A 25,086-nucleotide genomic window follows, 5' to 3' on the forward strand; every position below is an offset into this window, starting at 1 on the left:
ACGATTTTTTTGCTGGTTGTTGCGTAAATATGACTTTTATCTCACCATGCAACAGGTCAAATGCCGAACGCAGCCCTAAGGCTGCCCAATCAAATTAAGGGGTTACTATGATCACGCTGTGGGGCAGGAATAACTCGACCAACGTAAAAAAAGTGTTATGGACGCTTGAAGAGCTGGAATTACCCTTTCAACACATTCTCGCCGGAGGTCAATTTGGCCTCAATCATGACGCTGAATATCTGGCAATGAATCCTAACGGCCTGGTACCGTTACTGCGTGATGATGAAACTGACCTTGTGCTGTGGGAATCCAATACCATTGTGCGTTATCTGGCGGCGCAGTACGGACAAAACCGGTTGTGGGTAGACTCTCCGGCTCGCCGCGCGGAAGGTGAGAAATGGATGGATTGGGCAAACCAGACGTTGAGTCCGGTACACCGCGTTATCCTGTTTGGGTTAGTCAGAACGCCAGTGGAACAACGCGATACTGCGGCCATCGACGCCAGCGCCAAAGTCTGCGATGACCTGTTCGGCGTGCTTGACGACGAGCTGGCAAAGCGTCGCTGGTTCTCCGGTAAAGAATTTGGCATTGCCGATATCGCCGTCGCACCTTTCATCTATAACCTGTTCAATGTCGGCCTGACCTGGACTGCGCGCCCGAACCTTGAGCGCTGGTATCAGCAACTCAGCGAACGTCCGGCATTCCGTAAAATCGTGATGATTCCGGTCAGCTAAGCGCTATGTGTATGCGGGTTGGTCTGTGAGCCACAGGCTAACCCGCCGTCTGAGGACATTACACGCGACTATCGCGGGCTCACTCTGAGTAATTCCCCGTCGGACTCATCGGTTAATACATATAAAAAGCCGTCTGGCCCAATGCGAACATCGCGAATGCGTTGTCTTCGCTCCCCCAGGATACGTCCATCTTCCGTTACCGTATTCCCGTTGACCGTCATAACAATCACATTCTGCTCTTTTAACGCCCCAATGAAGAGTTTTTGCTGCCACTGCGGGAATCGGTCACTGTTATAAAAGGCCATTCCGCTGACTGCGGGTGAGTGCTTCCAGTAAAAAATCGGCTGCTCTGTCCCCGCTACAATCTCCCCTTTTGCTTCCGGGATTTTAAAACCACTGTAGTTGATTCCCCAGGTTGCCAGCGGCCAGCCGTAGTTTTTACCCTTTTGGGGAATATTAATTTCGTCTCCGCCGCGGGGACCATGTTCATTCAGCCAGAGCGCATCACTCCACGGGTTCATCGCCATCCCCTGTGGATTACGAATGCCATACGCCCAGATTTCAGGACGCGCACCGTTCTCGTTAACAAACGGGTTGTCTGGCGGGATTTTCCCCTGTTCGGTCAGTCGTACCACTTTGCCCTGCAATTTATCCAGATCCTGTGCGGTAGGACGCTGATTATTTTCTCCTAAGCCAATAAACAGATGCCCTTTGCCGTCAAACACCAGGCGTCCGCCAAAATGGTTCCCGGTAGACAGTTTGGGCATCTGGCGAAAAACGGTCTGGAAGTTATCAAGACGCTTCAGATCTTCGCTGAGTCGCCCATAGCCCACCGCCGTGCCCGCATTATCGTTCAGATCGTTTTCCGCAAAACTGAGCCAGACGCGGCGTGACTGCGCAAAGTCCGGCGCCAGCACCACATCCAGCAATCCCCCCTGCCCATGCGCCCACACCTTAGGCACCCCAGTGAGTGGATCGGAAAGCCCTTTCCCGGCTTGCCAGTGCCGCAGTTGACCCCCTTTAAGCGTAATCAGCATGCCGCGATTGTCGGGTAAAAAAGCCAGCGACCACGGGTGATCAAGTTTGGTTTGCAGTACTTCGACTCTGACTGCGGATGGCTCGGCATTGGCAAGAGCGGAGAACAGCAATAATGGGAATAACAAGCGATGAGATCGACGCATAACGCCTCCTGTAGGGCTCTGCGTTAAAGCGTAGTCAGCGAGAAGGCATGCGGAAATATTTTTACAAAAACGGATGATAAGGGGGAGTTGCCTCCCCCCAGCTTAGACCTGTGCCAGCATGGAATGCGTTTTCAGGCACTGGATGCTGAGCGTCAAATTCGTCAGACAGTTTTCAAGTTTCTCTGCGTTGACGGAGATGAAAGTCGGGCAATCATGATGCCCGCTCATAAGACAGACAGCAGCGGCTGCTAATGCACCTTCAGCAAGATGCAACGCCTCCCATTCTTCACTATCCAGATGAAGTTTCTGCAGTCGTGATTTATCGTGCAATTCGCGATTCAGTTCAAAAAAGTTATCACGCAGACGATCACTTTCGCTGACTGACATGTAGCCTTTCGCTTTCCTCAACTGCAGATACGCGGCGAGATCGATTCGCGCGTTGACCAGCTTGTTAAGTAGAGCGGTTCTCAGTCTGCCAACGACCATACTTTGTTCCTCCTCTTCCAGTCATAGTGCAACTTAATAGTATGGTCATTTTTTGAACGCAATGATGCCTGAGATCAATAATTCACCATAAATTAACAAAATTTACATTATATCTATAACCTTCATCTTGCCTGCGCGTAATGCCCGGTGAGATTGCGATACAATTTTTGCCCGGATCTCTGTAGAATCCCTGCCCTGACCATTCCAATAACTGAACAATTTTTAAGCTATGAGCAAAGTAACCCACCAGCCGAAAATCGGCTTCGTTTCCCTTGGCTGCCCGAAAAACCTCGTCGATTCGGAGCGAATCCTGACTGAACTGCGTACCGAAGGCTATGACGTGGTGCCAAGCTACGACGACGCCGATATGGTTATCGTCAATACCTGCGGCTTTATCGACAGCGCCGTGCAAGAATCACTGGAAGCGATCGGTGAAGCGCTGAACGAAAATGGCAAGGTGATTGTCACTGGCTGTCTGGGTGCGAAAGAAGATCAGATCCGCGAAGTACACCCGAAAGTTCTGGAGATCACCGGACCTCATAGCTACGAGCAAGTGCTGGAACATGTTCACCACTACGTGCCCAAACCGAAACACAATCCGTTCCTGAGCCTTGTCCCGGAACAGGGTGTCAAACTGACCCCGCGTCATTATGCTTATCTGAAAATTTCTGAAGGCTGCAACCATCGCTGCACGTTTTGCATCATCCCGTCGATGCGTGGCGATCTGGTAAGCCGCCCGATTGGCGAAGTACTGAGCGAGGCGAAACGTCTGGTCGATGCCGGCGTCAAAGAGATTCTGGTTATCTCCCAGGACACCTCCGCATACGGGGTAGATGTGAAGCACCGCACCGGTTTCCATAACGGCGCGCCGGTCAAAACCAGCATGGTTGATCTGTGTGAAGAGCTTGCAAAACTGGGTATCTGGACACGTCTGCACTATGTCTACCCGTACCCACACGTGGATGATGTTATCCCGCTGATGGCGGATGGAAAAATTCTGCCTTACCTCGATATCCCGCTGCAGCACGCCAGTCCGCGCATTCTTAAACTGATGAAGCGCCCAGGGTCTGTGGACCGCCAGCTGGCGCGCATCAAACAGTGGCGTGAAATCTGCCCGGAGCTGACCCTGCGTTCAACCTTTATCGTTGGCTTCCCTGGCGAAACAGAAGAAGACTTCCAGATGCTGCTCGACTTCCTGAAAGAAGCGCGTCTGGACCGGGTCGGTTGCTTTAAGTACAGCCCGGTTGAAGGTGCTGGTGCCAATGAACTGCCGGATCAGGTGCCAGAAGAGTTAAAAGAAGAGCGCTGGAACCGCTTTATGCAGCTGCAACAGCAAATTTCTGCTCAACGTTTGCAGGAAAAAGTGGGCCGGGAAATTATGGTCATCGTGGATGAAGTCGACGAAGAAGGCGCAATTGGCCGCAGCATGGCCGATGCCCCGGAAATCGATGGCGCAGTCTATATGAACGGTGAAACAAACGTGAAACCCGGCGATATCGTGCGCGTGAAAGTAGAGAACGCCGACGAATACGATCTGTGGGGTAGTCGCGTTTAACACGTTGCGCCGCCTTCACAGCGGCGTGTACTTGAGATAAGTGAATTCACTGTCCCCAGGGAAAGCCAGGTTTTTATGCCTGGCTTTTTTGTTGCCAGCCGATCGACAAACACATCTTTATGCGCGACCAGCCACAGTCCGCGCCTTATCAATTCGTTGGTTGGTGGCGTTACGCGACACTTCTCATTAACCCTCACCTTTGTACTTCAGCGTATCAATGAATAAGGAAAATGCCGAGCCAGCATGGCGGCAATGTGGATAGTACAAGTGGTATCCCGGTAACGCGGGGGGAAACTTCTCCAGCACACGAACCCGTTTTTTATCTTTGAATGCGCGCTGCACCGGGTCAAACGGCAGATATGCCAGACCGTGTCCGTCAATCGCTGCATCCAGAATCAGCTCAATGGTGTTTAGTAAAAGCTGACCTTCCATGCTAACCCGCACTTCACGCCCCCCACGCATTAATCGCCAGCGGTTGGCTGTCCCTGATGTGGGCAGGTGTTGCTGACACAGCCGGTGATGGTAGTCGTGGGTGAAAAAGTGGGTGCCTTCGGCGCCTATCGTGATGGTCTGAAAATTTATGGTCGGGTAACGACGTTGAAGACTCGTGAACTGGTCTCGTTGCCAGCGTTCTCTCTTTATTAACTGTATGACAAACCGGTTGCCGTCCACAAAGCAATGAACAAGGTGCTCCCGTTTTTAGCAACGCATCTAAATAGCGGCGCCTAATACCGCGACACTTTTGCCAGACCCCGATCCCCGCAAACACACTGCGCAATAACGCCTACGGGATAATGCCGGCGTTTGAATCACACGGTGAGTTTAAGACCGGGATATTCGGGGCGACCACCGGGTTTGGCGTCCCTCCGGGAACCCAATCCCGGTGTTTCCCCTCATTCATTGACTTAAGTGAACAGTGTTGGGCGTTTGAAGACTTTTCGGCACAGCGGCATGGGCAGGTAACATCACAATCAAACAGTGAGTTACCTGACGGCTCATTAATGCGGCACAGCCACTAAAGCAGCAAAGGCAAATGGGTTGCTGGCAATAGCCTTAACACGGGTCAACTGTTCCTGCACACCCGAACTGTCACCACCCCATTCGGCCTTTCCCCATGTCACAACCGTGCCATCCTGCTTGAGTGCAGCAAAGGCAGCATCGGTGCTAAAAATGGTCTGGACGTTGACAAGTTGGTCCTGCACTTTCGGGCTATAGCCACCAGACCTCATACTTCCCCACGTGACCACTGAGCCATCCTTTTTCAGGGCCGCAAAAGCCGAGCCCGTACTGAATATGGACTGGACATGACTCACCGGGCACTGCCCAAAACGACAAATGTCGCCTCCCTGGTTGTCATCTCCCCATGCCACGACTGAACCATCCTCTTTCAGGGCGGCAAATGCCGAGTAGTTGCTAAAAATAGTCCGGACCTTTGTGAGTTGGCTCTGTACCACCGAACTCTCTTCATCATAGCCCCCCCACGTAACCACAGAGCCATCATTTCTCAGGGCCGCAAAAGCCGAACCGGTACTGGATATGACCCGAACATGGGTGAGTTGATTCTGTACGTTCGAGCTATCCCCTCCCAGATTGCTATCCCCCCACGTGACCACAGAGCCATCCTTTCTCAGGGCTGCAAAAGCCGAGCCAGTACTGGATATAGCCTGAACATGGGTAAGCTGACTCTGTACAACCGAGCTGTCACCGCCATGATCTGCTGATCCCCATGTCACCACGGACCCGTCCCCCTTGAGAGCCGCAAATGCCCCTTCATTACCTATAAGAGTCTGGATGTGAGTAAGCTGTTTTTGAATTGACGAAAAAGCCTCACCGAGGCTATCCACTCCCCATGTCACCACAGAATCATCTTTTTTCAGGGCCGCAAAAGCATGGGGCCGGGTATAAATAGCCTGGACATCGATGAGTTGATTCTGAATGGCCGCGCTATCAAGCGCTCCCCACGTCACGACGGTGCCATCCCCTTTCAAGGCGGCAAAAGCTCTACGAGTGCCAACAATCGTCTGGACATTGTTAAGCTGGCTCTGTACAGCCGAGCTATCACCGCCATTGCTCTCCTCCCCCCATGTAACAACCGTGCCATCTGCTCGCAGGGCAGCAAAAGCCGTGTTGGTACTCACAACGGCCTGAACATGGGTAAGCTGACTCTGTACTGCCGAGCTATTACCGCCACTTTCAGCATCTCCCCACGTCACGACTTTATATTGTGAAGTCGCGGTTGGCTCAGCGGGTTCTTTAAATTCACGCTGCGCCACTAATATAATTAAAATTAAAAAAGGACAAACAAATAAAATTTTTTTAAGCATTAACGCCTCACATATTTACAAGGGCCAGTTCGGATATAGATAATTAGACTTTGTCGCATTAGCAAAGGCGAGTCAGCAAAAGTTGCGTTCCCTGTGCTAATGCGACAAAACCCTTCAGACAGGCTCTTCCAATTTTCAGAACAGCGTATCCGGCATTCAGGGCTTCAGTTAACGTTTCGTTATCGTGTTTTTCCTGTTCAGGAGTGATGGTTTCTTTAGTGATCGCTCCCGCACCTCCGTGAATATCTAACTGTATTGGTGCCTGAGAATCGGCACAGGCGGGTGAAGAGAGGAAAGGACAAAGTGTCAGAGTGGCGAGACTATTTTTTAAATTTTCCATATGCAAAAATTCCTTTTATTTTGGGGATAAAAACGTTTCGGTATCCCCTGGCTTTTATTCTCAGTAGCCTAATTTTGCTATCCAGCGCCTCAATATTGCTATTCAAAACACGATGACGCATAGCATCAGTGTTCCGTACAATCCTTTTTGATGGTCCTCAATAGCGGCACGAAATAGTAGAACACTAAAAGGGAACTTTGCCCAGACGAAGCGATGCCGATCATAACACCAATTCCCGGGGGTAGACATGGACTGGGAAAAGTGTCGCGGTATTCGGCGCCGCCATTTAGGATAAGGTCTGAAAATCCCTGTTTACTTTTGGGGATCATGACAAGGCAGCCCTGAAAATGTGCTACACAAAACGTCCCTGGTTCCGGGTCGATGCCGGGCTGAGCTTTCCAAAGCTCATGCCATGTGGCGTCACGCCTCTGCGTTGAGTCAGAAGCAGAGGATTACATACTGAGAATATCCACTGGTTTATTAACGGTATTTCTTTATTTATTTTTGTCTCGCCAATCGGATTGGATTGCGAGGGTTACCCACATAAATAGCAAGGATTATGGAAGCCATTGCGAAAAGTAAAACAATGCACAATCCGTCAGGTCATTTTCAACCAGAATGACTCCTGACAAACATTATGAAATTGCTTTTTCATTGGTCTGATATCCTGTCCCGCTGCCTCTATTACTTCCCAACATATCCAACATTCGGGACAAACCTCAGCGGCAGGTTGTATTTCTTCGAGTTCATTAATGTAGCGGATTATCACACCACTCTCATGAAGCCATGCCCTGGTGATAGTCGCAACTTCGGCTAAATCATCTTTTACCCGACGTTCCTGAAGGCAGCTTACCTTCTCTTCGTTTTTAATCGCATTGATATAATACCTTAAGTCAACCATCATCTAATTCTTCACAAAAATAAATGTTATATTCAGAATACATTAAAACTTATTGAATTATGAGGATCCGACCCAAAATGATTACAGTACGAAAGGCGCATCTGGATGATGCCGCATTATTAAGTCAAATGGGTTATTCCAGTTACACCCACCACTTTGCCCACCTGTGGCATGATCACGCTGAATTGCAGACGTTTCTCTTTCAGGAATACTCGTTGTCAGCATTACAGAAGGAACTACAAAGCAAAAACCGTTGCTGGTTTATCGCAGACGATACTGTTCCGGTCGGATTCGCCAAAGTCTCCTGGCACCGCGCCGTGGATGAAAACGGCCCGACAGGGACACTTCTGCATAAGCTTTATCTGCTGCCCGGTGAAACAGGTAAAGGCTACGGTGAGCTACTGTTTGCGGAAATCGTGCGTATGGCGCAATGCCGTGGTGAAACGTTTTTCTGGCTGGAAGTGTTAGACGCTAACCCGCAGGCGTACCGGTTTTATACCCGCCAGGGGTTAACACTGATCAAAGATACGATTTTCAGCACCCCCACCCAGCAAAGCACCTTGCATATTTTGGGTAAACGCATTTGAGGAAATGACCTGTCGTTATCCGACTGACTCACCAACTGCGACAGTGCTGCAAAAACGGTAAGTATTTGGCCCGACGCGCCTACCCCTTAATCTTCGGGTCCAGCGCATCGCGCAGCCCATCGCCCAGCAGGTTAAACGCCAGCACCGTCAGGAAAATCGCCACGGCAGGAAAAATCGCCACGTGCGGCGCAATCACCATATCCGCCCGCGCTTCATTGAGCATTGCCCCCCATTCCGGCGTTGGCGGCTGAGCGCCTAACCCGAGAAAAGACAAACTGGCCGCCGAGATAATCGAGGTGCCGATACGCATGGTAAAAAAGACCACAATCGACGAGACCGTCCCCGGCAAAATATGGTTGAAAAGAATGGTCGCATCACTGGCCCCAATACTGCGCGCCGATTCAATAAACGTTTGCTGCTTTAACACCAGGGTATTCGCGCGCACCAGACGGGCAAACGCAGGAATGGAGAAGATAGCCACAGCGATAATCACATTGGCAATGCCGCTGCCCAGCACCGCCACCACCGCAATCGCCAGCAGGATGCCCGGAAAAGCGAACAGCACATCGCAGATACGCATGATTATTCGGTCCCACCAGCCTTCATAGTAGCCCGCCAGTAAACCGAAGACCGTCCCTATCGCCGCGCCAATAAACACCGCAAATACGCCAGCCGCCAGCGAGATTTGCGCCCCCACCAGCACGCGGCTGAAAATATCCCTGCCCAGCGAATCGACGCCAAACCAGTGCAGCATGGAGGGGCCGTCATTCAGGCGGTCGTAATCGAAGTAATTTTCCGCATCAAACGGCGTTAACCAACGGGCAAAAATCGCCACCAGGATCAGCAACAGAACAAAAACACCGGCGATCATAGCCAGATGCTGACGACGAAAACGCCGCCAGAACTCATGCCACGGGGTACGTACCCGATCGGGTTTCACCAGAGGCATGGCATTTAAAATCGCCTGACGGCGCCAGTTAAACAATCGCATCCTTACTTGTACCTGATAGCCGGATTAATGGCGGCGTAGAGAACATCCACCACTAAATTGATTAGAATAAATTCCAGAGAAAACAGCAGGATCTCAGCCTGAATCACCGGATAGTCGCGCATTTCCACCGAGTCTACCAGCAGGCGGCCAAGCCCCGGCCAGTTAAACACTTTCTCGACAACAATAGAGCCGCCGAGCAAAAAGCCGAACTGGAGCCCCATCATGGTGACGACCGGTATCATGGCGTTACGCAGGCCGTGTTTTAACACAACCCAGGTTTCGCTCACGCCCTTCGCCCGGGCGGTACGCATGTAATCTTCACTGAGCACATCGACAAACGACGCGCGAGTAAAACGTGCCATCACCGAGGCCACCGCAGCGCCTAAGGTGATAGACGGCAAAATGTAGTGCAGCCAGGTGTCTGCGCCGACCGTTGGCAGCCAGCCCAATTCGACGGAAAAGATCTGCATTAGCAGCATACCGAGCGCAAACGCCGGGAAAGAGATCCCCATGACCGCCAGCGTCATGCTCACCCGATCTGGCCAACGGTTACGCCAGACCGCAGCGATGATCCCGGCCGTCATCCCAAACATGACGGCCCAAACCATACTGGTGATGGTCAGCCAAAACGTCGGCATAAAGCGGCTGGCAATCTCTTCCGAGACCGGGCGGCGAGAAACCATCGACGTCCCAAAGTCGCCCTCAAGAACGTGGGTTATGTAATGCCAGAATTGAACGTGCAACGGTTGATCAAGGCCAAGCTGCTGGCGCACCAGTTCAATCACCTGCGCATCGGCCTCCGGCCCGGCGATTAGCCGTGCCGGATCGCCGGGTAACAGATGGACAAATAAAAACACCAGCACCGCGACAATCAACAGGGTTGGAATTAACCCCAGCAGACGCTTGATTACATAACTAAACATCAGACTCCCTGAATCTGCCCCCTGAACGTCAGGGGCAGAATAGATGGCTTACTTCAAATCCGCATCTTCAAAACTGAAACCCGTGTCCGGCATAATCCAGAAACCGGTCAAATTTTTACTGTGTGCCGAAACCAGTTTTTCGACGACCAGTGGCACCCACGGGGACTCTTTCCAGATGATATCCTGCACCTCTTTGTACAGGCGCGCTTTCTCGGTCGGGTCGTTGGTTTTCAGCGCGTCCGCCAGATCGCTGTTGACCTGCTTGTTGCTGTAGAATGCGGTATTAAACTGCGTTGGTGGCCAGTTTTGCGACGCGAACAGCGGCGACAGCGCCCAATCGGCTTCCCCCGTGGAAGCGCTCCAGCCGGTGTAGAACAGTCTTACTCCGCTCTCTTTTTGCCCTTTGCCTTCCACTTCCGCCGCGCGCTGCCCGGCATCCATCGCCGTCACCTGCACTTTAATGCCGACCTGCGCCAGCTGTTGCTGGGTAAACTGCAGCACTTTTTGCGCGGTACTGTGGTTATGCGACGACCACAGCGTGGTGCTAAAACCCTTCGGATAACCCGCTTCTTTTAACAGTTCGCGTGCTTTAGCCGGGTCGTACGGCCACGGCGTATAATTCTGCGCGAATGCAATCGCCGGAGGCAAGACGCCCGTTGCAGGCGTCGCATAACCGGCAAATGCCACTTTCACCAGCGCCTGACGATTAATGGCATAGTTGAGCGCTTCGCGCACTTTGACATTATCAAACGGTTTCTGGGTGACGTTCATGCTGATGTAACGCTGCATGATGGAGGGGCTGGCGACCAGTTCCAGGTTTTTATTTTTTTCCAGCAGTGCGGCCTGTTCGTAAGGAATAGGGAAGGCAAATTGCGCCTCGCCCGTTTGCAGCATTGCCGAACGCGTGTTGTTGTCCGCCACCGGTCGCCAGGTGATGCTGTCTAATTTCGGTAACCCTTGCTGCCAGTAACCGGTGAATTTCTTCACTTTGACAAAATCAGTCTGGTTCCAGGTATCAAGCTCATACGGTCCAGTCCCAACCGGATGAAATCCAATTTCGTTACCGTATTTTTCCAGTGCCGTCGGTGAGATCATGGCCGTCGCCGGATGCGCCAGAATGTTGATGAATGCCGAAAACGGTTGTTTCAGCGTGATGTTCACCGTTGCGGGATCGACCACTTCTGTTTTTGCGATGTTCTTGTAGAGGTTGTAGCGTTTAAGATGGCTTTCCGGGTTGCTTGCCCGGTCAAGATTGACCTTTACCGCCGTCGCCGTAAAGTCGGTGCCGTCCTGAAACTTGACCCCCTGACGCAATTTCACGGTGTAGATCAAACCGTCATCGGACACGGTGTAGCTTTCTGCCAGTACGTTTTTAAGTTTCATATCCTTATCAAGGCCAAACAGTCCCTGATAAAACGATTTCGCCGCCGACTGCGATAACGTGTCATTCGCGTCGTACGGATCGAGCGTCGTGAAATTGGAACCTACCGCTACCACCACATCCTTCGCCGCAAACGCAGGCGCTACCGCCAACGCCGACGCAACGCCCACAGCAACCATCCAATAACGGGCAACAAATTTTGTCATATTATTCTCCTGAAACCCTGTGTGTCCGAATGTTATAAACGCGAAAGCGCATTTTCCGGCTGCGGACGCGCAACGTAATGACCCGGCCCAACCAACTGCAATGACACGGGTGTAATCTGTTCCCCACGCTTACGAATATTGCTGGGAATGTCATCGGACAACAGCACACGCTGCGGTCGATGCCGGGAAGGGTCGGCCACCGGGACGGCCGCCATCAACTTACGGGTATACGGATGTTGCGGGTTTTCAAACAGGGCGCGGCGAGGACCGATTTCCACGATTTGCCCCAGGTACATCACCGCCACGCGATGGCTGATTCGCTCAACCACCGCCATATCGTGGGAAATAAACAGCCAGGCGATCCCCATATCCCGCTGAAGATCGAGCAGCAAATTGATGATCTGCCCGCGAATAGACACATCCAGCGCGGAGACGGGCTCATCGGCTATGATCACCTTCGGATTGAGCGCCAGCGCGCGGGCAATGCAGATACGCTGACGCTGCCCACCGGAAAACTCGTGCGGATAACGTCTGGCATGTTCCGGGCGCAAACCAACACGCTCAAGCAGCCAGGCCACTCGTGACGCCGCCGCATCCCCCTGTAGCACGCCATGAACGCGCAGCGGCTCCATAATGGAATATCCCACCGTCTGGCGAGGATCAAGCGAAGCGTAAGGATCCTGAAAGATGAACTGAATATCCCGGCGGAGCGCCTGCAGTTTGCCCGCCGGAAGGGTGTCAATACGCTGACCGTTGAACGTAATCTCTCCGCGTTGCGATTCCACCAGTCGTAATAGCGCGCGTCCAGTCGTGGATTTTCCGCAGCCGGATTCCCCCACCAGCGACAGCGTTTCGCCCGGCCAGAGATCAAAACTGACGTTCTCTACGGCATGGACTTCCTGAGTCACCCGGTTAAAGATGCCGCTGCGTAACGGAAAACGCGTCACCAGATTACGCACCTGCAAAATAGGCTCGCCGGCGACAACCGTATCCTGATCTTTCTGTGGTTCACGCGGTTGTGGTTCACCGGGTGAAAGGCGCGGGAATCGACGCGGAAGCGCATGTCCGCTCATCGCCCCCAGTTGTGGTACTGCCGCCAGTAACGCTTTGGTATACGGGTGCTGCGGCGCATGAAAAATCTGCTCAACGCTGCCGGTTTCCACAGCCTCGCCCTGATACATCACCAGGACCCGATCGGCAACATCAGCCACCACGCCCATATCATGGGTGATAAAAATCACCCCCATCGACATCTCCTGCTGTAACACTTTGATCAATTGCAGTATCTGCGCCTGTATAGTGACATCCAGGGCCGTCGTCGGCTCATCCGCAATCAACACCGCCGGACGACACGACAGCGCCATCGCGATCATCACACGCTGGCGCATACCACCGGAAAGCTGGTGCGGATAACGGGATAAAATGGCTTTTGCTTCCGGGATACGCACCTGATCGAGCATCCGCTTTGCTTCCGCCATCGCGTCTTCGCGACTGGCGCCCTGATGCAAGCGGATCGATTCGGCGATTTGCTCTCCCACGGTAAAAACCGGGTTGAGCGACGTCATCGGCTCCTGAAAGATCATAGCGATATCCGCGCCGCGCACATGCTGCATCTGAGACGTGTTTTGCTCGCCCAGCTCAATCACCTGACGATTACGACGGCGCAGGAGCATTTCATCACACTGAATCTCGCCCCCGGCCTGCTCAATCAGACGCATCAACGACAGCGCGGTGACCGATTTTCCCGACCCCGACTCGCCGACAATCGCCAGCGTCTCTCCACGCTTGAGGCGAAACGAAAGATTGCGCACCGCGCTAACGCGTTGCTGCTCTTGTGAAAACGCAATATTCAGATTGCTGACGGCCAGTACATCGCTGGCGTCCAGTTCGTCACTGTGTGGCAACGGTATCCCCTTTTTCCCGGTAGATCCCCGTGGTTGGCGTATCCCCGGCATATCCCCAGGCACGATACATGCCTTCGCAGTTAAATGGCAGGGCGACGTTCCCTTCATGATCGATGGCGATTAATCCGCCACTGCCACCCAGCGCCGGTAATTTTTCCATCACCACTCGCTCGCAGGCGTCGGCAAGGCTAAGTCCGCCGTAATCCATCAGCGCGGCAATATCGTAAGCCGCCAGCGTACGGATAAAGACCTCACCAGTGCCCGTACAGGAGACCGCGACGCTGGCATTATTGGCATAGCACCCGGCACCCAGTAATGGGCTGTCGCCGACGCGTCCGGGCAGTTTATTGGTCATGCCGCCCGTGGAGGTCGCCGCCGCCAGATTGCCGTATTGATCCAGTGCGACGGCACCGACAGTACCCATTTTGTTCATTTCATCCAACGGCGCGCCGCTGTGGTCGAGTACCGTTTCGCCTGCGGTACGTGCCGCCAGCAACTGTTCGTAACGCTCGGGAGTAGAAAAAATATCGGGTGAAACACGCGCCATCCCCTGCGAAAAAGCAAAATTTTCCGCCCCCTCCCCCACCATCATGACATGCGGGCTATGATCCATCACCAATCTGGCGGCAAGCACCGGATTACGTAACTGGCTCACCCCCGCAACGGCACCGGCTTTTAGCGTATTGCCATCCATGACGCAGGCATCCAGTTCGTGGGTTTCATCGCGGGTAAACACCGCGCCAATGCCGGCATTAAATAAGGGGCACTCTTCCAGCAAGCGCACCGCTTCTGTAACCACATCGAGCGCGCTTTCCCCCGCTTCAAGCATCTTTTGCCCTGTTTCAACAATATCCGACAACGCCCGGATGTAGCGCTGCTCTTGCTGCTGGCTCAATTGCGCGCGGGAAATGGCGCCTGCGCCGCCGTGAATCGCAATGACTGCTTTGCCCATTTTTGTCGTCCATTAACGGTGGCACATACATTTGCTATAAATATCAGAATTGTTACGAATTCTTCATTCGATTTCTGAATATAGAAAGATGCAAGCGGCATGTAAAGGTTACGCCCGAGGTGGCATACAGTCTGCCTGCATTTTCTGACATAATAGCCGGATTCGAATGAGCCCCGCAGGAGTGTTTCCATGGAATTTACCGCCGGATTAATGCCGCTTGAAGCGGCACTCACGCAAATGTTGTCACGTATTACCCCTCTTACCGCCACCGAGACACTGCCGTTAACGCAGTGTTTTGGCCGCATTTTGGCAAACGACGTTACCTCTCCTCTGGATGTGCCAGGATTTGATAATTCTGCGATGGACGGCTACGCGGTACGCTTACGCGATCTGGCGTCCGGTAAACCGCTTCCTGTGGCTGGTAAAGCCTTTGCCGGTCAGCCTTTTCAGGGGGAATGGCCGGCAGATACGTGTATCCGCATTATGACGGGCGCCCCCGTTCCAGCAGGCTGTGACGCGGTGGTGATGCAAGAACAAACGGAACAAACCGACGAAGGCGTACGTTTTATCGTGGACGTTCGTGGCGGGCAAAACATTCGCCATCGCGGAGAAGATATAACCACGGGCGCCGTTGTGTTTACGGCGGGAACGCGCCTGACGACCGCAGAACTGCCGGTGCTGGCCTCGCTGGGCATCGCCGACGCCCAGGTGGTTCGTAAAGTGCGTGTGGCGCTGTTCTCGACAGGTGATGAACTGCAACTGCCGGGCCAGCCGCTGGGCGACGGGCAAATTTATGACACCAACCGCTTAGCGGTACATCTGATGCTGGAACAGCTCGGTTGTGACGTCATCAACTTAGGCATTATCCGCGACGATCCGCATGCGTTACGCACCGCTTTTGTGGAAGCGGATAGCCAGGCGGATGTGGTGATAAGCTCCGGTGGCGTCTCTGTGGGTGAAGCGGACTACACCAAAACGATTCTCGAAGAGTTGGGCGAAATTACGTTCTGGAAACTGGCCATTAAGCCCGGTAAACCCTTTGCGTTTGGCAAACTCAGCAACAGCTGGTTCTGTGGCCTGCCGGGCAACCCGGTTTCCGCCGCGCTGACGTTTTATCAGCTCGTTCAACCATTACTGGCCAAACTCAGCGGCAACACCGCGTGCGGGCTGCCAGCGCGCCAGCGGGTGCGCACCGCCTCTCGTCTGAAGAAAACCCCCGGGCGTCTCGATTTTCAGCGGGGCGTGCTACAGCGCGCAGCCGACGGTGAACTGGAAGTCACCACCACCGGACATCAGGGTTCGCATATTTTCAGCTCCTTTAGCCTGGGGAACTGCTTTATCGTGCTGGAGCGCGATCGCGGCAATGTGGAAGTGGGTGAATGGGTGGAAGTCGAGCCGTTTAACGCGCTGTTTGGAGGTCTGTAATGGCTGAGCTCAGCGACCAGGAAATGATGCGCTACAACCGGCAAATCATTCTGCGCGGCTTCGATTTTGAAGGGCAAGAAGCCTTAAAAGCGGCGCGTGTGCTGGTGGTGGGGCTGGGTGGACTGGGATGCGCGGCCACGCAATATCTGGCAAGCGCGGGGGTGGGTAATCTGACGTTGCTCGATTTTGATACGGTGTCGGTGTCTAATTTGCAGCGTCAAACGCTGCACAGTGACGCGACGGTCGGGCAAGCCAAAGTCGAATCCGCCCGTGACGCGCTGATGCGTATCAATCCGCATATCATCATCTCCCCGATTAACGCCCTGCTGGAGGATGAAGCCCTTCATGCGCTGATCGCTGAGCATGACCTGGTGCTGGATTGTACCGATAACGTCGCGGTACGTAACCAGCTCAATGCGGGCTGCTTCGCCGGAAAAGTTCCGCTGGTTTCCGGCGCGGCTATCCGCATGGAAGGCCAAATTACCGTCTTCACCTGGCAAGACGGTGAGCCTTGCTATCGTTGTCTGAGTCGTTTGTTTGGCGAGAATGCGCTGACCTGCGTGGAGGCTGGCGTCATGGCGCCGCTGATCGGCGTGATTGGCTCATTGCAGGCCATGGAGGCGATTAAATTACTGGCGCAGTACGGAAAACCCGCCTCCGGCAAAATCGTCATGTATGACGCCATGACCTGCCAGTTTCGCGAAATGAAGTTAATGCGCAATCCGGGCTGTGAGGTGTGCGGGCATTAAACACATCCGGGTGAGCAGGAAGCCCACCCGGCATCCGAACTTACAGAGATGTCCGTCCAAAAGCGCCCTGCCAGTCGTGCTCAAATTTCTTCACCGCTGCATCCACTGCCGGAGAGCTGATCAACTGCTGGGCGACATCCAGCGGGAGCGTGATGGATTCACACCCTACCAACAGACAATCCAGCGCCTGACGCGGCGTTTTAAAACTGGCCGCCAGAACTTTCGCGTGCGGTGCGTGCAGGTGCAGCAGTTGCTGAAGTTCATTGACCGTCTGAATGCCGTCACCGCCCTGCGCATCGAGACGGTTAACGTACGGCGCAACGTAATCCGCCCCAGCCAGCGCCGCCAGCAACCCTTGCGCCGCACTGTACACTGCCGTACCCAGCGTTGGGATACCTTCAGATTTCAGCAATTTAATGGCGGCCAGACCTTCTGAGGTGACAGGGATCTTCACCACGATGTCAGGGATAATCGCCCGTAATTGACGCGCATCGCCGACCATTCCTTCTGCCGTGGTGGCCATCACCTGGGCAAACAAACGTCCTTTCCCGCCCATCGCTTCGTACAACTCGGGCAATAACACGTCCAGCGACTTTTTACCTGCGGCCACAATACTGGGGTTGGTGGTCACACCCGCCAGCGGAAAAACGCGCGCCAGGGCTTTCACGGCATCGACATCAGAAGTGTCCAGATAGAGTTCCATAATCATTCCTCAAACTGTGAGATTTAGCATGGATTAACGATACCACGGCAAAACCGCCATGTTAGTTGACCTACGTCAATATAACTTTCATTCGAAAGTAATTTAATCTTTATACGAAACAATGAGGGCCATTTTATGATTTTCAACATTCAGCGCTATTCCACTCATGATGGCCCAGGTATACGAACCGTGGTGTTCCTCAAAGGCTGCTCCCTGAGCTGTCGCTGGTGCCAGAACCCGGAGAGCCGCGCACGTACGCAGGATCTTTTATACGATGCGCGTTTGTGCCTGGAAGGATGCGACCTCTGCGCTCAGGCAGCACCGGGTGTCTGCGAACGTACGCTGAATGGTTTGTTGATCCACCGTGAGAAACTGACCGATACCCACATGAATGCGCTCACCCACTGCTGCCCGACACAAGCGTTAACCGTGTGCGGCGAGACGAAAAGCGTGGAAGAGATCATGACCACCGTATTGCGCGATAAACCCTTTTACGATCGCAGCAGCGGTGGAATTACCCTCTCCGGCGGCGAACCGTTTATGCAGCCAGAACTGGCGGCCGCGCTCTTTAAAGCCAGCCATGAAGCCGGTATTCATACTGCCGTTGAAACCTGCCTGCATGTGCCATGGAAATACATTGCGCCCTCTTTACCGAATATCGACCTGTTTCTGGCAGACCTGAAGCATGTTGCCGACGCGCCGTTCAAACAATGGACCGATGGCAACGCCGCCCGGGTGCTGGAAAATCTGAAAAAAGTGGCCGCCGCAGGGAAAAAAATCATTATTCGCGTGCCGCTGGTTCAGGGTTTTAATGCCGATGAACAGGCAATAAAAGCCATTACCGATTTTGCCGCCGACGAGCTGCACGTCGGTGAAATCCATTTTCTGCCCTACCACACGCTGGGCATCAACAAATACAACTTACTCAGTCAACCCTACAACGCCCCAGACAAACCGCTTGATGCGCCTGCGCTGCTAGACTTTGCTCAACAGTATGCCTGCACGAAAGGTTTGACCGCGACTTTACGAGGATAATTCCCATGACCACACTGAAACTGGATACACTTAGCGAGCGCATCAAGGCACACAAAACTGCGCTTATCCATATTGTAAAGCCGCCGGTATGTACCGAACGCGCCCAGCATTACACCGAGATGTACCAGCAGCATTTGAATAAGCCTATCCCGGTCCGTCGTGCGCTGGCGCTGGCGCATCATCTGGCGAAACGTACTATCTGGATCAAACACGACGAGCTGATCATCGGCAATCAGGCCAGTGAAGTTCGCGCTGCGCCAATCTTCCCGGAATACACCGTCTCGTGGATTGAAAAAGAGATTGATGATCTTGCCGATCGTCCGGGCGCCGGTTTTGCCGTCAGCGAAGAGAACAAACGCGTGCTGCATGAAGTTTGCCCGTGGTGGCGCGGTCAGACCGTTCAGGATCGCTGCTACGGTATGTTTACCGATGAGCAAAAAGGTCTGCTGGAAACGGGGATCATCAAAGCGGAAGGCAACATGACCTCCGGTGATGCGCATCTGGCGGTCAACTTCCCGCTGGTGCTGGAAAAAGGTCTCGACGGTCTGCGTCACAAAGTCGACGAGCGTCGTTCCCGCATTAATCTCACCTGCCTTGAAGATCTCCACGGCGATCAGTTCCTGAAAGCGATCGATATCGTCCTCGACGCAGTGAGTCTGCACATCGAGCGTTTTGCTGACCTGGCGCGCGAAATGGCGGCCACCGAGACGCGCGAAAGTCGTCGCGACGAACTGCTGGCGATGGCGGAAAACTGCGATGTGATCGCTCACGAACCGCCACAAACCTTCTGGCAGGCGCTGCAACTGTGCTACTTCATCCAGCTGATTCTGCAAATTGAGTCTAACGGCCACTCGGTGTCGTTCGGTCGTATGGACCAGTACCTCTACCCGTACTATCGCCGCGACGTCGAGCTGAACCAGACGCTGGATCGCGAACATGCCATTGAGCTGCTGCACAGCTGCTGGCTGAAACTGTTGGAAGTGAACAAAATCCGTTCCGGGTCTCACTCTAAAGCGTCTGCCGGTAGCCCGCTGTATCAGAACGTGACCATTGGCGGTCAGAATCTGGTTAACGATCAGCCGATGGATGCGGTTAACCCGCTCTCCTACGCCATTTTAGAATCTTGCGGTCGTCTGCGCTCAACACAGCCAAACCTCAGCGTGCGCTACCACGCCGGGATGAGCAATGACTTCCTCGACGCCTGCGTACAGGTGATTCGCTGTGGCTTTGGGATGCCGGCATTTAACAACGACGAAATCGTCATTCCGGAATTTATTAAACTCGGCATCGACCCGCAGGATGCCTACGACTACGCGGCTATCGGCTGCATCGAAACCGCCGTTGGTGGCAAGTGGGGTTACCGCTGCACCGGGATGAGCTTTATTAACTTTGCGCGCGTGATGCTGGCGGCGCTGGAAGGCGGTCGTGACGCCACCAGCGGGAAAGTCTTCCTGCCACAGGAAAAAGCGCTCTCTGCCGGTAACTTCAATAATTTCGACGAAGTGATGGCGGCCTGGGATACCCAGATTCGCTACTACACCCGTAAATCGATCGAAATTGAGTATGTGGTCGATACCATGTTGGAAGAGAACGTGCATGACATTCTCTGCTCGGCGCTGGTGGATGACTGCATCGAGCGGGCGAAAAGTATCAAACAAGGCGGTGCGAAGTATGACTGGGTTTCAGGTCTGCAGGTGGGGATCGCCAACCTTGGCAACAGCCTGGCCGCCGTGAAAAAACTGGTCTTTGACCAGGGGGCGATTGGTCAGCAACAGCTGGCGGCGGCACTGGCTGACGATTTTGAGGGGCTAACCCACGAACAACTGCGTCAGCGTCTGATCAACGGCGCGCCGAAGTACGGTAATGATGATGATAGCGTCGATACTCTGCTGGCCCGCGCTTACCAGACCTATATCGATGAACTGAAACAGTACCATAACCCGCGTTACGGTCGTGGCCCGACGGGCGGCAACTACTACGCCGGTACGTCGTCTATCTCAGCAAACGTGCCTTTTGGTGCCGCGACAATGGCAACGCCGGATGGCCGCAAAGCCCATACGCCGCTGGCGGAAGGCGCAAGCCCCTCCTCCGGTACTGACCACCTCGGTCCTACGGCGGTAATTGGCTCAGTAGGTAAACTGCCGACCGGCTCCATTCTCGGTGGTGTGCTGCTCAACCAGAAGTTGAATCCAGCCACCCTGGAAAACGAGTCCGACAAGCAGAAGCTGATGATCCTGCTTCGTACCTTCTTTGAAGAGCACAAAGGCTGGCATATTCAGTACAACATCGTTTCACGCGAAACCTTGCTGGAAGCGAAAAAACACCCGGACCAGTATCGCGATCTGGTCGTGCGCGTCGCTGGCTATTCCGCCTTCTTCACCGCGCTCTCTCCGGATGCTCAGGACGATATCATCGCCCGTACCGAACATATGCTGTAAACGGACGATGGCATAAGCGTTGTTGGCCGGATTAGGCGTTCACGCCGACATCCGGCAGCCCCCCTCACGATTGCCGGATGGCGCTGACGCTTATCCGGCTTACAGCGTCTGTACCTCTCTTACTTTCATTCGAAATTAAATTTGTGCTTCAGGTCACATTGTTATTAGAATGTTGCTGATCGCAGTAATATTTCGGAGAGCAATGTATGACCGTAAAAGTTATCGTCACCGATATGGACGGGACTTTTCTCGACGACGCCAAGAAGTACAATCATGCGCGTTTTATGGCGCAGTATCAGGAGCTGAAAAAACGCGATATTGAATTTGTCGTCGCCAGCGGCAATCAGTATTACCAGCTCATCTCCTTCTTCCCAGAGCTCAAAGATGAAATCTCTTTTGTCGCCGAAAACGGTGCGCTGGTTTTTGAGCATGGCAGGCAACTGTTTCACGGCGAATTGACCCGGCACGAGTCGCGCATCGTGATTGGCGAGTTGTTAAAAGATAAGCAGCTCAATTTCGTCGCCTGTGGTTTGCAAAGCGCCTACATCAGCGAAAACGCCCCTGACGCCTTTGTGGCACTGATGTCAAAACACTATCACCGCCTGAAACCGGTGAAGGATTTTCACAGCATTGACGATGTGCTGTTTAAATTCTCATTGAACTTACCGGATCAGCAGATCCCCCAGGTGATCGACACACTGCATACCGCGCTGGATGGCATTATGAAACCGGTCACCAGCGGATTCGGTTTTATTGACCTGATCATTCCAGGCCTGCATAAAGCTAACGGCATTAGCCGCCTGTTAAAACGCTGGAATCTGTCGCCACAAAATGTGGTTGCCATTGGTGATAGCGGTAACGATGCGGAAATGTTGAAAATGGCCCGCTACTCGTTCGCCATGAAGAATGCCGCAGACAGCATTAAAGCCCTCTCTCGCTATACCACTGACGATAATAATCACCAGGGCGCGTTGAACGTCATTCAGGCCGTGCTGGATAAAACCGCGCCATTCAATGAATGAATCAGAAATCTTGCGTGTTGTGCTTTAAGGCCAGTTGGTTCAGGAGTTAGGGAGAACCTTTTACTCTGGTGAAAGGTGACGTTCACCTTATGTCCACAGCCTCTTTGAAACTACCCTACCTGTGAACGTGCAAGGGAGGCTCACCGCCGCCTCCCTTGCAACCCTGGCTCCCGGCAGGAAAATCGTCGCTTCGCGATATATTCGCCTTATTCCGCCTGCCTTTCGGGTCGGGGTCGAGCCTGCATCCCTGCAGGCCGTCCCCTCCGCCCGCTTCCCTGCGGGCGGCCCCGGTCAGCCGTCAACGTCTCATCGATTTTCAGCCGGACCGTGGTGTCGCTTCAGCATTCTGACTTTCAGGTATATCCGTTTGGCTGTTTAAGGTACACAAACCTCACAATGGGTCAGTAACATAAAATTAACGGAATCATCCACAAAACCAGCATGTTGCCTCCTCAGGGCAATGCCTCATGGCTTTTCGGTTTGCCAGTACTTCACTCACTATCACTATCGGTTGCGCTCCCGTTTTTACTCCTCTCTCTGCATTCTTTTCACACTGTCGAAAATTTCAACTTGCATTAACTTATTTTTAACTTAAAGTATCATTTGTAAGTTACATTTATTTCGAATGAAAATTTATGTGAGGTGTTTATGGCTCTTACCTTTACAAGCGATACGTTACCCGCCGACCACAAATCTGCTATCCGGCAGATGAAGAAAGCGCTGCGAGCACAACTCGGTGATGTTCAGGCGATTTTTGACAAACTCAGTGATGTGATTGCAACCCGTGTGTCGGACATCAATGCGCGTAAAGCTCGCGGCGAAACGGTCTGGCCTGAACTCACTTACGCTGACATTCAGGCAGGTCGCATCACAGCCGCACAACGCGAAGATATTAAACGACACGGCTGCGTGGTCATTAAGCGCCATTTCCCACGGGAACAGGCGCTGGACTGGGATCAGTCCATGCTCGACTACCTGGATCGCAACCACTTTGACGACGTGTATAAAGGTCCTGGCGATAACTTTTTCGGCACCCTTTCCGCCTCCCGACCGGAAATTTATCCGATCTACTGGTCACAGGCGCAAATGCAGGCGCGTCAAAGTGAAGAGATGGCAAATGCTCAGTCATTCCTCAACCGTTTGTGGACCTTTGAACGCGACGGCAAGCAGTGGTTTAACCCGGATGTGAGCGTAATCTACCCGGACCGTATTCGCCGCCGTCCGCCGGGAACCACCTCAAAAGGTCTCGGCGCGCATACCGACTCGGGCGCCCTGGAACGCTGGTTGCTCCCGGCGTATCAACAGGTCTTCGCCGATGTGTTTAACGGCAATATCGATCAGTACGATCCGTGGAACGCGGCACACCGTACCGAAGTGGAAGAGTACAGCGTGGATAACACCACTAAATGTTCGGTGTTCCGTACCTTCCAGGGCTGGACCGCGCTTTCCGATATGTTGCCCGGCCAGGGATTGCTGCACGTGGTGCCGATCCCGGAAGCGATGGCGTATGTCCTGTTGCGCCCCCTGCTGGATGATGTTCCGGAAGATGAACTGTGCGGCGTCGCGCCGGGCAGAGTATTGCCCATTTCTGAACAATGGCACCCGTTGTTAATAGAAGCATTAACCAGCATTCCACAACTGGAAGCCGGTGACTCTGTCTGGTGGCATTGCGACGTCATTCACTCCGTGGCGCCCGTTGAAAACCAGCAAGGCTGGGGGAATGTGATGTACATTCCCGCTGCGCCGTTGTGCGAAAAAAATCTGGCTTACGCGCATAACGTTAAAGCAGCGCTGGAGAAAGGGGCTTCGCCGGGCGACTTCCCCCGTGAGGATTATGAAACCAACTGGGAAGGACGTTTTACGCTCAATGATTTGAATATTCACGGCAAGCGCGCGCTGGGTATGGCTTAATCGTCATACAGCCCTTCTCGCTCTACGGCGGTACGTCGTTTTCCCTGACGTATCCGCCGGACAGATTCGCGTATAGCCAGCGACCCATTGAGCAACAGCGTCCCGACCGGCGCATCGGGGCGCATCAGCCGTTGCTGGAGCATATGCACAGCTTCTGTTGCCAGCGCATCGCGCGGAACATGGACGGCGGTTAAGAGCACATCCTGAATCGTCGCCAGATTAAATCCGTCGATACTCATGACCGAGACATCCTGCGGCACGCGCAACCCCTGCTTTTGCAGCGCGCTAATCGTCCCTGCGGCCATAAAATCACCGCCCACCAGAAACGCCGTCGGCAGCGCTTTGGCTGATGTGTGCTTCAACCATTCGCTCACCTGCAGTTCCGTTTCTTTCGCACTGAAACTGGGCACCACCAGCAAATCACGTTGATCATTAAACGTCAGATTATGCGACTGCCAGGCATCGCGAACGCCCGCCAGCCGAAGTTCCATCGTGTAACGACGAAGACAGAACACATTCATGATTTCCCGGTGGCCCATCTCAAACAGATAGTCAGCCGCCAGCTCACCAATGGCGCGATGGTCGGGCGCAACCGCAGGCAAACGCATTCGTCGGTCGCGACAGTTGATCAACATGCAAGGTTTCCCGACATCAACCACCAGATCATGAATATGCGGATCATCAATACCCAGCAACATCACCGCCTGCGTTTCCGGTTCATTAATACGCGTCAGAAAAAGCTGAGCGTCGCTGTCCAGCTCCTCCAGCGCGCAATACCGTAGCCTGACTTCATGAGAAGCCAGCCCTTTACTTAAACTTTGGAGCACCCGGTAGTAAAAGATGTCGGACCGCTCATCAAACGCCCGCTGCGGTGCAAAAACCAACAGGTTATTGAGCAGCAACCGCCCCGCCGCCATCCCGTCCATCACCCCCAGTTCCCGTGCGCAGGCCAGCACCTTACTCCGTGCCTTTTCACTGGTGTTGGCTTTCCCCGCGAGTACGCGGGAAACGGTGCTGATGGACAGCTGTGTGCGGGCGGCAATTTCCGCGATTTTGAGCCTTTTATCCATTTTGTGATCTCGCTCCGCGATGCAAATGAAAAAATTTTCATAGCCATCAGATTAAGCAGTAACTGGCGTCCAGCGCATCATGACAAATAAAAGACAATCGTTATGAGAAAGTTTGCACAAAATCCGCTATTACCCACCTCTTTTCTCCCTTAAGGTGAATTTGTCACACCAATACCATACTAGTTGTATACCAGCTTTAGAACATAAAACATATACATATCAATCCGATAGAAATCTGTATGACAACTGGAATGAATTTTCCCTGTAT

General features: G+C 53.4%; 21 protein-coding genes and 3 pseudogenes. 10 read left to right on the forward strand and 14 right to left on the reverse strand.

Features of this window, described 5'->3' with window-relative positions:
• Positions 1 to 107 precede the first annotated feature (107 nt).
• Positions 108 to 734 carry a glutathione S-transferase family protein gene (locus CJP72_RS04160; protein WP_162379645.1) on the forward strand — a complete coding sequence of 209 codons (627 nt, stop codon included), beginning with the start codon at positions 108 to 110 and terminating at the stop codon, positions 732 to 734.
• A 68-nt stretch (positions 735 to 802) separates the two neighbouring features.
• Here the strand turns inward: CJP72_RS04160 and CJP72_RS04165 are convergent, their stop codons facing one another.
• Entirely contained in the window at positions 803 to 1,915 is a 1,113-nt protein-coding gene (locus tag CJP72_RS04165; RefSeq protein ID WP_162379646.1) for a PQQ-dependent sugar dehydrogenase, read from the reverse strand.
• Between the two features lie 102 nt (positions 1,916 to 2,017).
• Positions 2,018 to 2,401: a biofilm formation regulator BssR gene (gene bssR, locus CJP72_RS04170; RefSeq protein ID WP_162379647.1), complete on the reverse strand. Its 384-nt coding sequence runs from the start codon at positions 2,399 to 2,401 to the stop codon at positions 2,018 to 2,020.
• A gap of 229 nt (positions 2,402 to 2,630) precedes the next feature.
• Between bssR and rimO the strand changes: the two genes are divergently transcribed.
• Positions 2,631 to 3,956 (forward strand): 30S ribosomal protein S12 methylthiotransferase RimO, encoded by a 1,326-nt coding sequence (gene rimO / locus CJP72_RS04175; RefSeq protein ID WP_162379648.1) that lies wholly within the window; start codon positions 2,631 to 2,633, stop codon positions 3,954 to 3,956.
• A gap of 186 nt (positions 3,957 to 4,142) precedes the next feature.
• On the opposite strand, the pseudogene CJP72_RS04180 reads toward rimO, so the two are convergent.
• Positions 4,143 to 4,457, reverse strand: a pseudogene (locus CJP72_RS04180) (LysR substrate-binding domain-containing protein); the annotation flags it as partial.
• Here CJP72_RS04180 and CJP72_RS26095 point away from each other — a divergent pair.
• Positions 4,452 to 4,685 (forward strand): annotated as a pseudogene (locus tag CJP72_RS26095) (alpha/beta hydrolase); the annotation flags it as partial. The pseudogenes CJP72_RS04180 and CJP72_RS26095 overlap by 6 nt on opposite strands.
• A gap of 269 nt (positions 4,686 to 4,954) precedes the next feature.
• Here CJP72_RS26095 and CJP72_RS04190 read toward each other — a convergent pair.
• The 4 genes and pseudogenes from CJP72_RS04190 to CJP72_RS04200 all read right to left on the reverse strand — a co-directional run bounded on the left by CJP72_RS04190 (position 4,955) and on the right by CJP72_RS04200 (position 7,524).
• Positions 4,955 to 6,280 (reverse strand): RCC1 domain-containing protein, encoded by a 1,326-nt coding sequence (locus tag CJP72_RS04190; protein WP_162379649.1) that lies wholly within the window; start codon positions 6,278 to 6,280, stop codon positions 4,955 to 4,957.
• Between the two features lie 58 nt (positions 6,281 to 6,338).
• Complete coding sequence (locus CJP72_RS04195) at positions 6,339 to 6,620, reverse strand: isoaspartyl peptidase/L-asparaginase (protein ID WP_162379650.1); 282 nt, start codon at positions 6,618 to 6,620, stop codon at positions 6,339 to 6,341.
• Positions 6,601 to 6,768 (reverse strand): annotated as a pseudogene (locus CJP72_RS25390) (ISL3 family transposase); the annotation flags it as partial. The gene CJP72_RS04195 and the pseudogene CJP72_RS25390, both read right to left, overlap by 20 nt.
• Positions 6,769 to 7,218: 450 nt before the next feature.
• Positions 7,219 to 7,524 (reverse strand): hypothetical protein, encoded by a 306-nt coding sequence (locus tag CJP72_RS04200; protein WP_238339993.1) that lies wholly within the window; start codon positions 7,522 to 7,524, stop codon positions 7,219 to 7,221.
• 74 nt (positions 7,525 to 7,598) lie between these two features.
• Between CJP72_RS04200 and CJP72_RS04205 the strand changes: the two genes are divergently transcribed.
• Positions 7,599 to 8,108 (forward strand): GNAT family N-acetyltransferase, encoded by a 510-nt coding sequence (locus tag CJP72_RS04205; RefSeq protein ID WP_162379651.1) that lies wholly within the window; start codon positions 7,599 to 7,601, stop codon positions 8,106 to 8,108.
• A gap of 79 nt (positions 8,109 to 8,187) precedes the next feature.
• Here CJP72_RS04205 and gsiD read toward each other — a convergent pair whose 3' ends face one another.
• From gsiD to iaaA, 5 genes are read right to left on the reverse strand one after another with little or no spacing between them, the layout of a single operon-like run.
• On the reverse strand, positions 8,188 to 9,099 hold the full coding sequence (gsiD, locus tag CJP72_RS04210; protein WP_162379652.1) for a glutathione ABC transporter permease GsiD: 912 nt from the start codon (positions 9,097 to 9,099) through the stop codon (positions 8,188 to 8,190).
• A 2-nt stretch (positions 9,100 to 9,101) separates the two neighbouring features.
• A complete protein-coding gene (gsiC, locus tag CJP72_RS04215; RefSeq protein ID WP_162379653.1) occupies positions 9,102 to 10,022 on the reverse strand; it encodes a glutathione ABC transporter permease GsiC in 921 nt (306 codons plus the stop codon).
• A 48-nt stretch (positions 10,023 to 10,070) separates the two neighbouring features.
• Positions 10,071 to 11,609: a glutathione ABC transporter substrate-binding protein GsiB gene (gene gsiB, locus CJP72_RS04220; protein ID WP_162379654.1), complete on the reverse strand. Its 1,539-nt coding sequence runs from the start codon at positions 11,607 to 11,609 to the stop codon at positions 10,071 to 10,073.
• Between the two features lie 32 nt (positions 11,610 to 11,641).
• On the reverse strand, positions 11,642 to 13,513 hold the full coding sequence (gsiA, locus tag CJP72_RS04225; RefSeq protein ID WP_162379655.1) for a glutathione ABC transporter ATP-binding protein GsiA: 1,872 nt from the start codon (positions 13,511 to 13,513) through the stop codon (positions 11,642 to 11,644).
• On the reverse strand, positions 13,500 to 14,465 hold the full coding sequence (gene iaaA, locus CJP72_RS04230; protein ID WP_162379656.1) for a beta-aspartyl-peptidase: 966 nt from the start codon (positions 14,463 to 14,465) through the stop codon (positions 13,500 to 13,502). Before iaaA ends, gsiA begins: the two co-directional genes overlap by 14 nt.
• Positions 14,466 to 14,654: 189 nt before the next feature.
• Between iaaA and moeA the strand changes: the two genes are divergently transcribed.
• Both moeA and moeB read left to right on the forward strand, forming a co-directional pair.
• Positions 14,655 to 15,890, forward strand: a complete 1,236-nt coding sequence (gene moeA, locus CJP72_RS04235; protein WP_162379657.1) for a molybdopterin molybdotransferase MoeA — start codon at positions 14,655 to 14,657, stop codon at positions 15,888 to 15,890.
• Positions 15,890 to 16,639 carry a molybdopterin-synthase adenylyltransferase MoeB gene (gene moeB, locus CJP72_RS04240; RefSeq protein WP_162379658.1) on the forward strand — a complete coding sequence of 250 codons (750 nt, stop codon included), beginning with the start codon at positions 15,890 to 15,892 and terminating at the stop codon, positions 16,637 to 16,639. The genes moeA and moeB overlap by 1 nt, the downstream gene beginning before the upstream one ends.
• 40 nt (positions 16,640 to 16,679) lie before the next feature.
• On the opposite strand, the gene fsa is transcribed toward moeB, so the two are convergent.
• Positions 16,680 to 17,342 carry a fructose-6-phosphate aldolase gene (fsa, locus tag CJP72_RS04245; protein ID WP_162379659.1) on the reverse strand — a complete coding sequence of 221 codons (663 nt, stop codon included), beginning with the start codon at positions 17,340 to 17,342 and terminating at the stop codon, positions 16,680 to 16,682.
• Positions 17,343 to 17,477: 135 nt separating this feature from the next.
• On the opposite strand from fsa, the gene CJP72_RS04250 reads away from it, so the two are divergent.
• The 4 genes from CJP72_RS04250 to CJP72_RS04265 all read left to right on the forward strand — a co-directional run bounded on the left by CJP72_RS04250 (position 17,478) and on the right by CJP72_RS04265 (position 23,748).
• The gene (locus CJP72_RS04250; protein WP_162379660.1) at positions 17,478 to 18,377 is read left to right on the forward strand and encodes a glycyl-radical enzyme activating protein; all 900 of its coding nucleotides are present in this window, start codon (positions 17,478 to 17,480) and stop codon (positions 18,375 to 18,377) included.
• A gap of 5 nt (positions 18,378 to 18,382) precedes the next feature.
• Entirely contained in the window at positions 18,383 to 20,815 is a 2,433-nt protein-coding gene (locus tag CJP72_RS04255) for a glycyl radical protein (RefSeq protein WP_162379661.1), read from the forward strand.
• 206 nt (positions 20,816 to 21,021) lie between these two features.
• Positions 21,022 to 21,837, forward strand: a complete 816-nt coding sequence (locus tag CJP72_RS04260) for a Cof-type HAD-IIB family hydrolase (protein ID WP_162379662.1) — start codon at positions 21,022 to 21,024, stop codon at positions 21,835 to 21,837.
• A 648-nt stretch (positions 21,838 to 22,485) separates the two neighbouring features.
• Positions 22,486 to 23,748 (forward strand): DUF1479 domain-containing protein, encoded by a 1,263-nt coding sequence (locus CJP72_RS04265; protein ID WP_162379663.1) that lies wholly within the window; start codon positions 22,486 to 22,488, stop codon positions 23,746 to 23,748.
• Here the strand turns inward: CJP72_RS04265 and CJP72_RS04270 are convergent.
• Positions 23,745 to 24,818, reverse strand: a complete 1,074-nt coding sequence (locus CJP72_RS04270; protein ID WP_162379664.1) for a LacI family DNA-binding transcriptional regulator — start codon at positions 24,816 to 24,818, stop codon at positions 23,745 to 23,747. The two genes, CJP72_RS04265 and CJP72_RS04270, sit on opposite strands and share 4 nt — an antisense overlap.
• Positions 24,819 to 25,086: the final 268 nt, after the last annotated feature.

The organism is Citrobacter sp. NCU1 (assembly GCF_010231475.1).
Taxonomy (GTDB): domain Bacteria; phylum Pseudomonadota; class Gammaproteobacteria; order Enterobacterales; family Enterobacteriaceae; genus Citrobacter_D.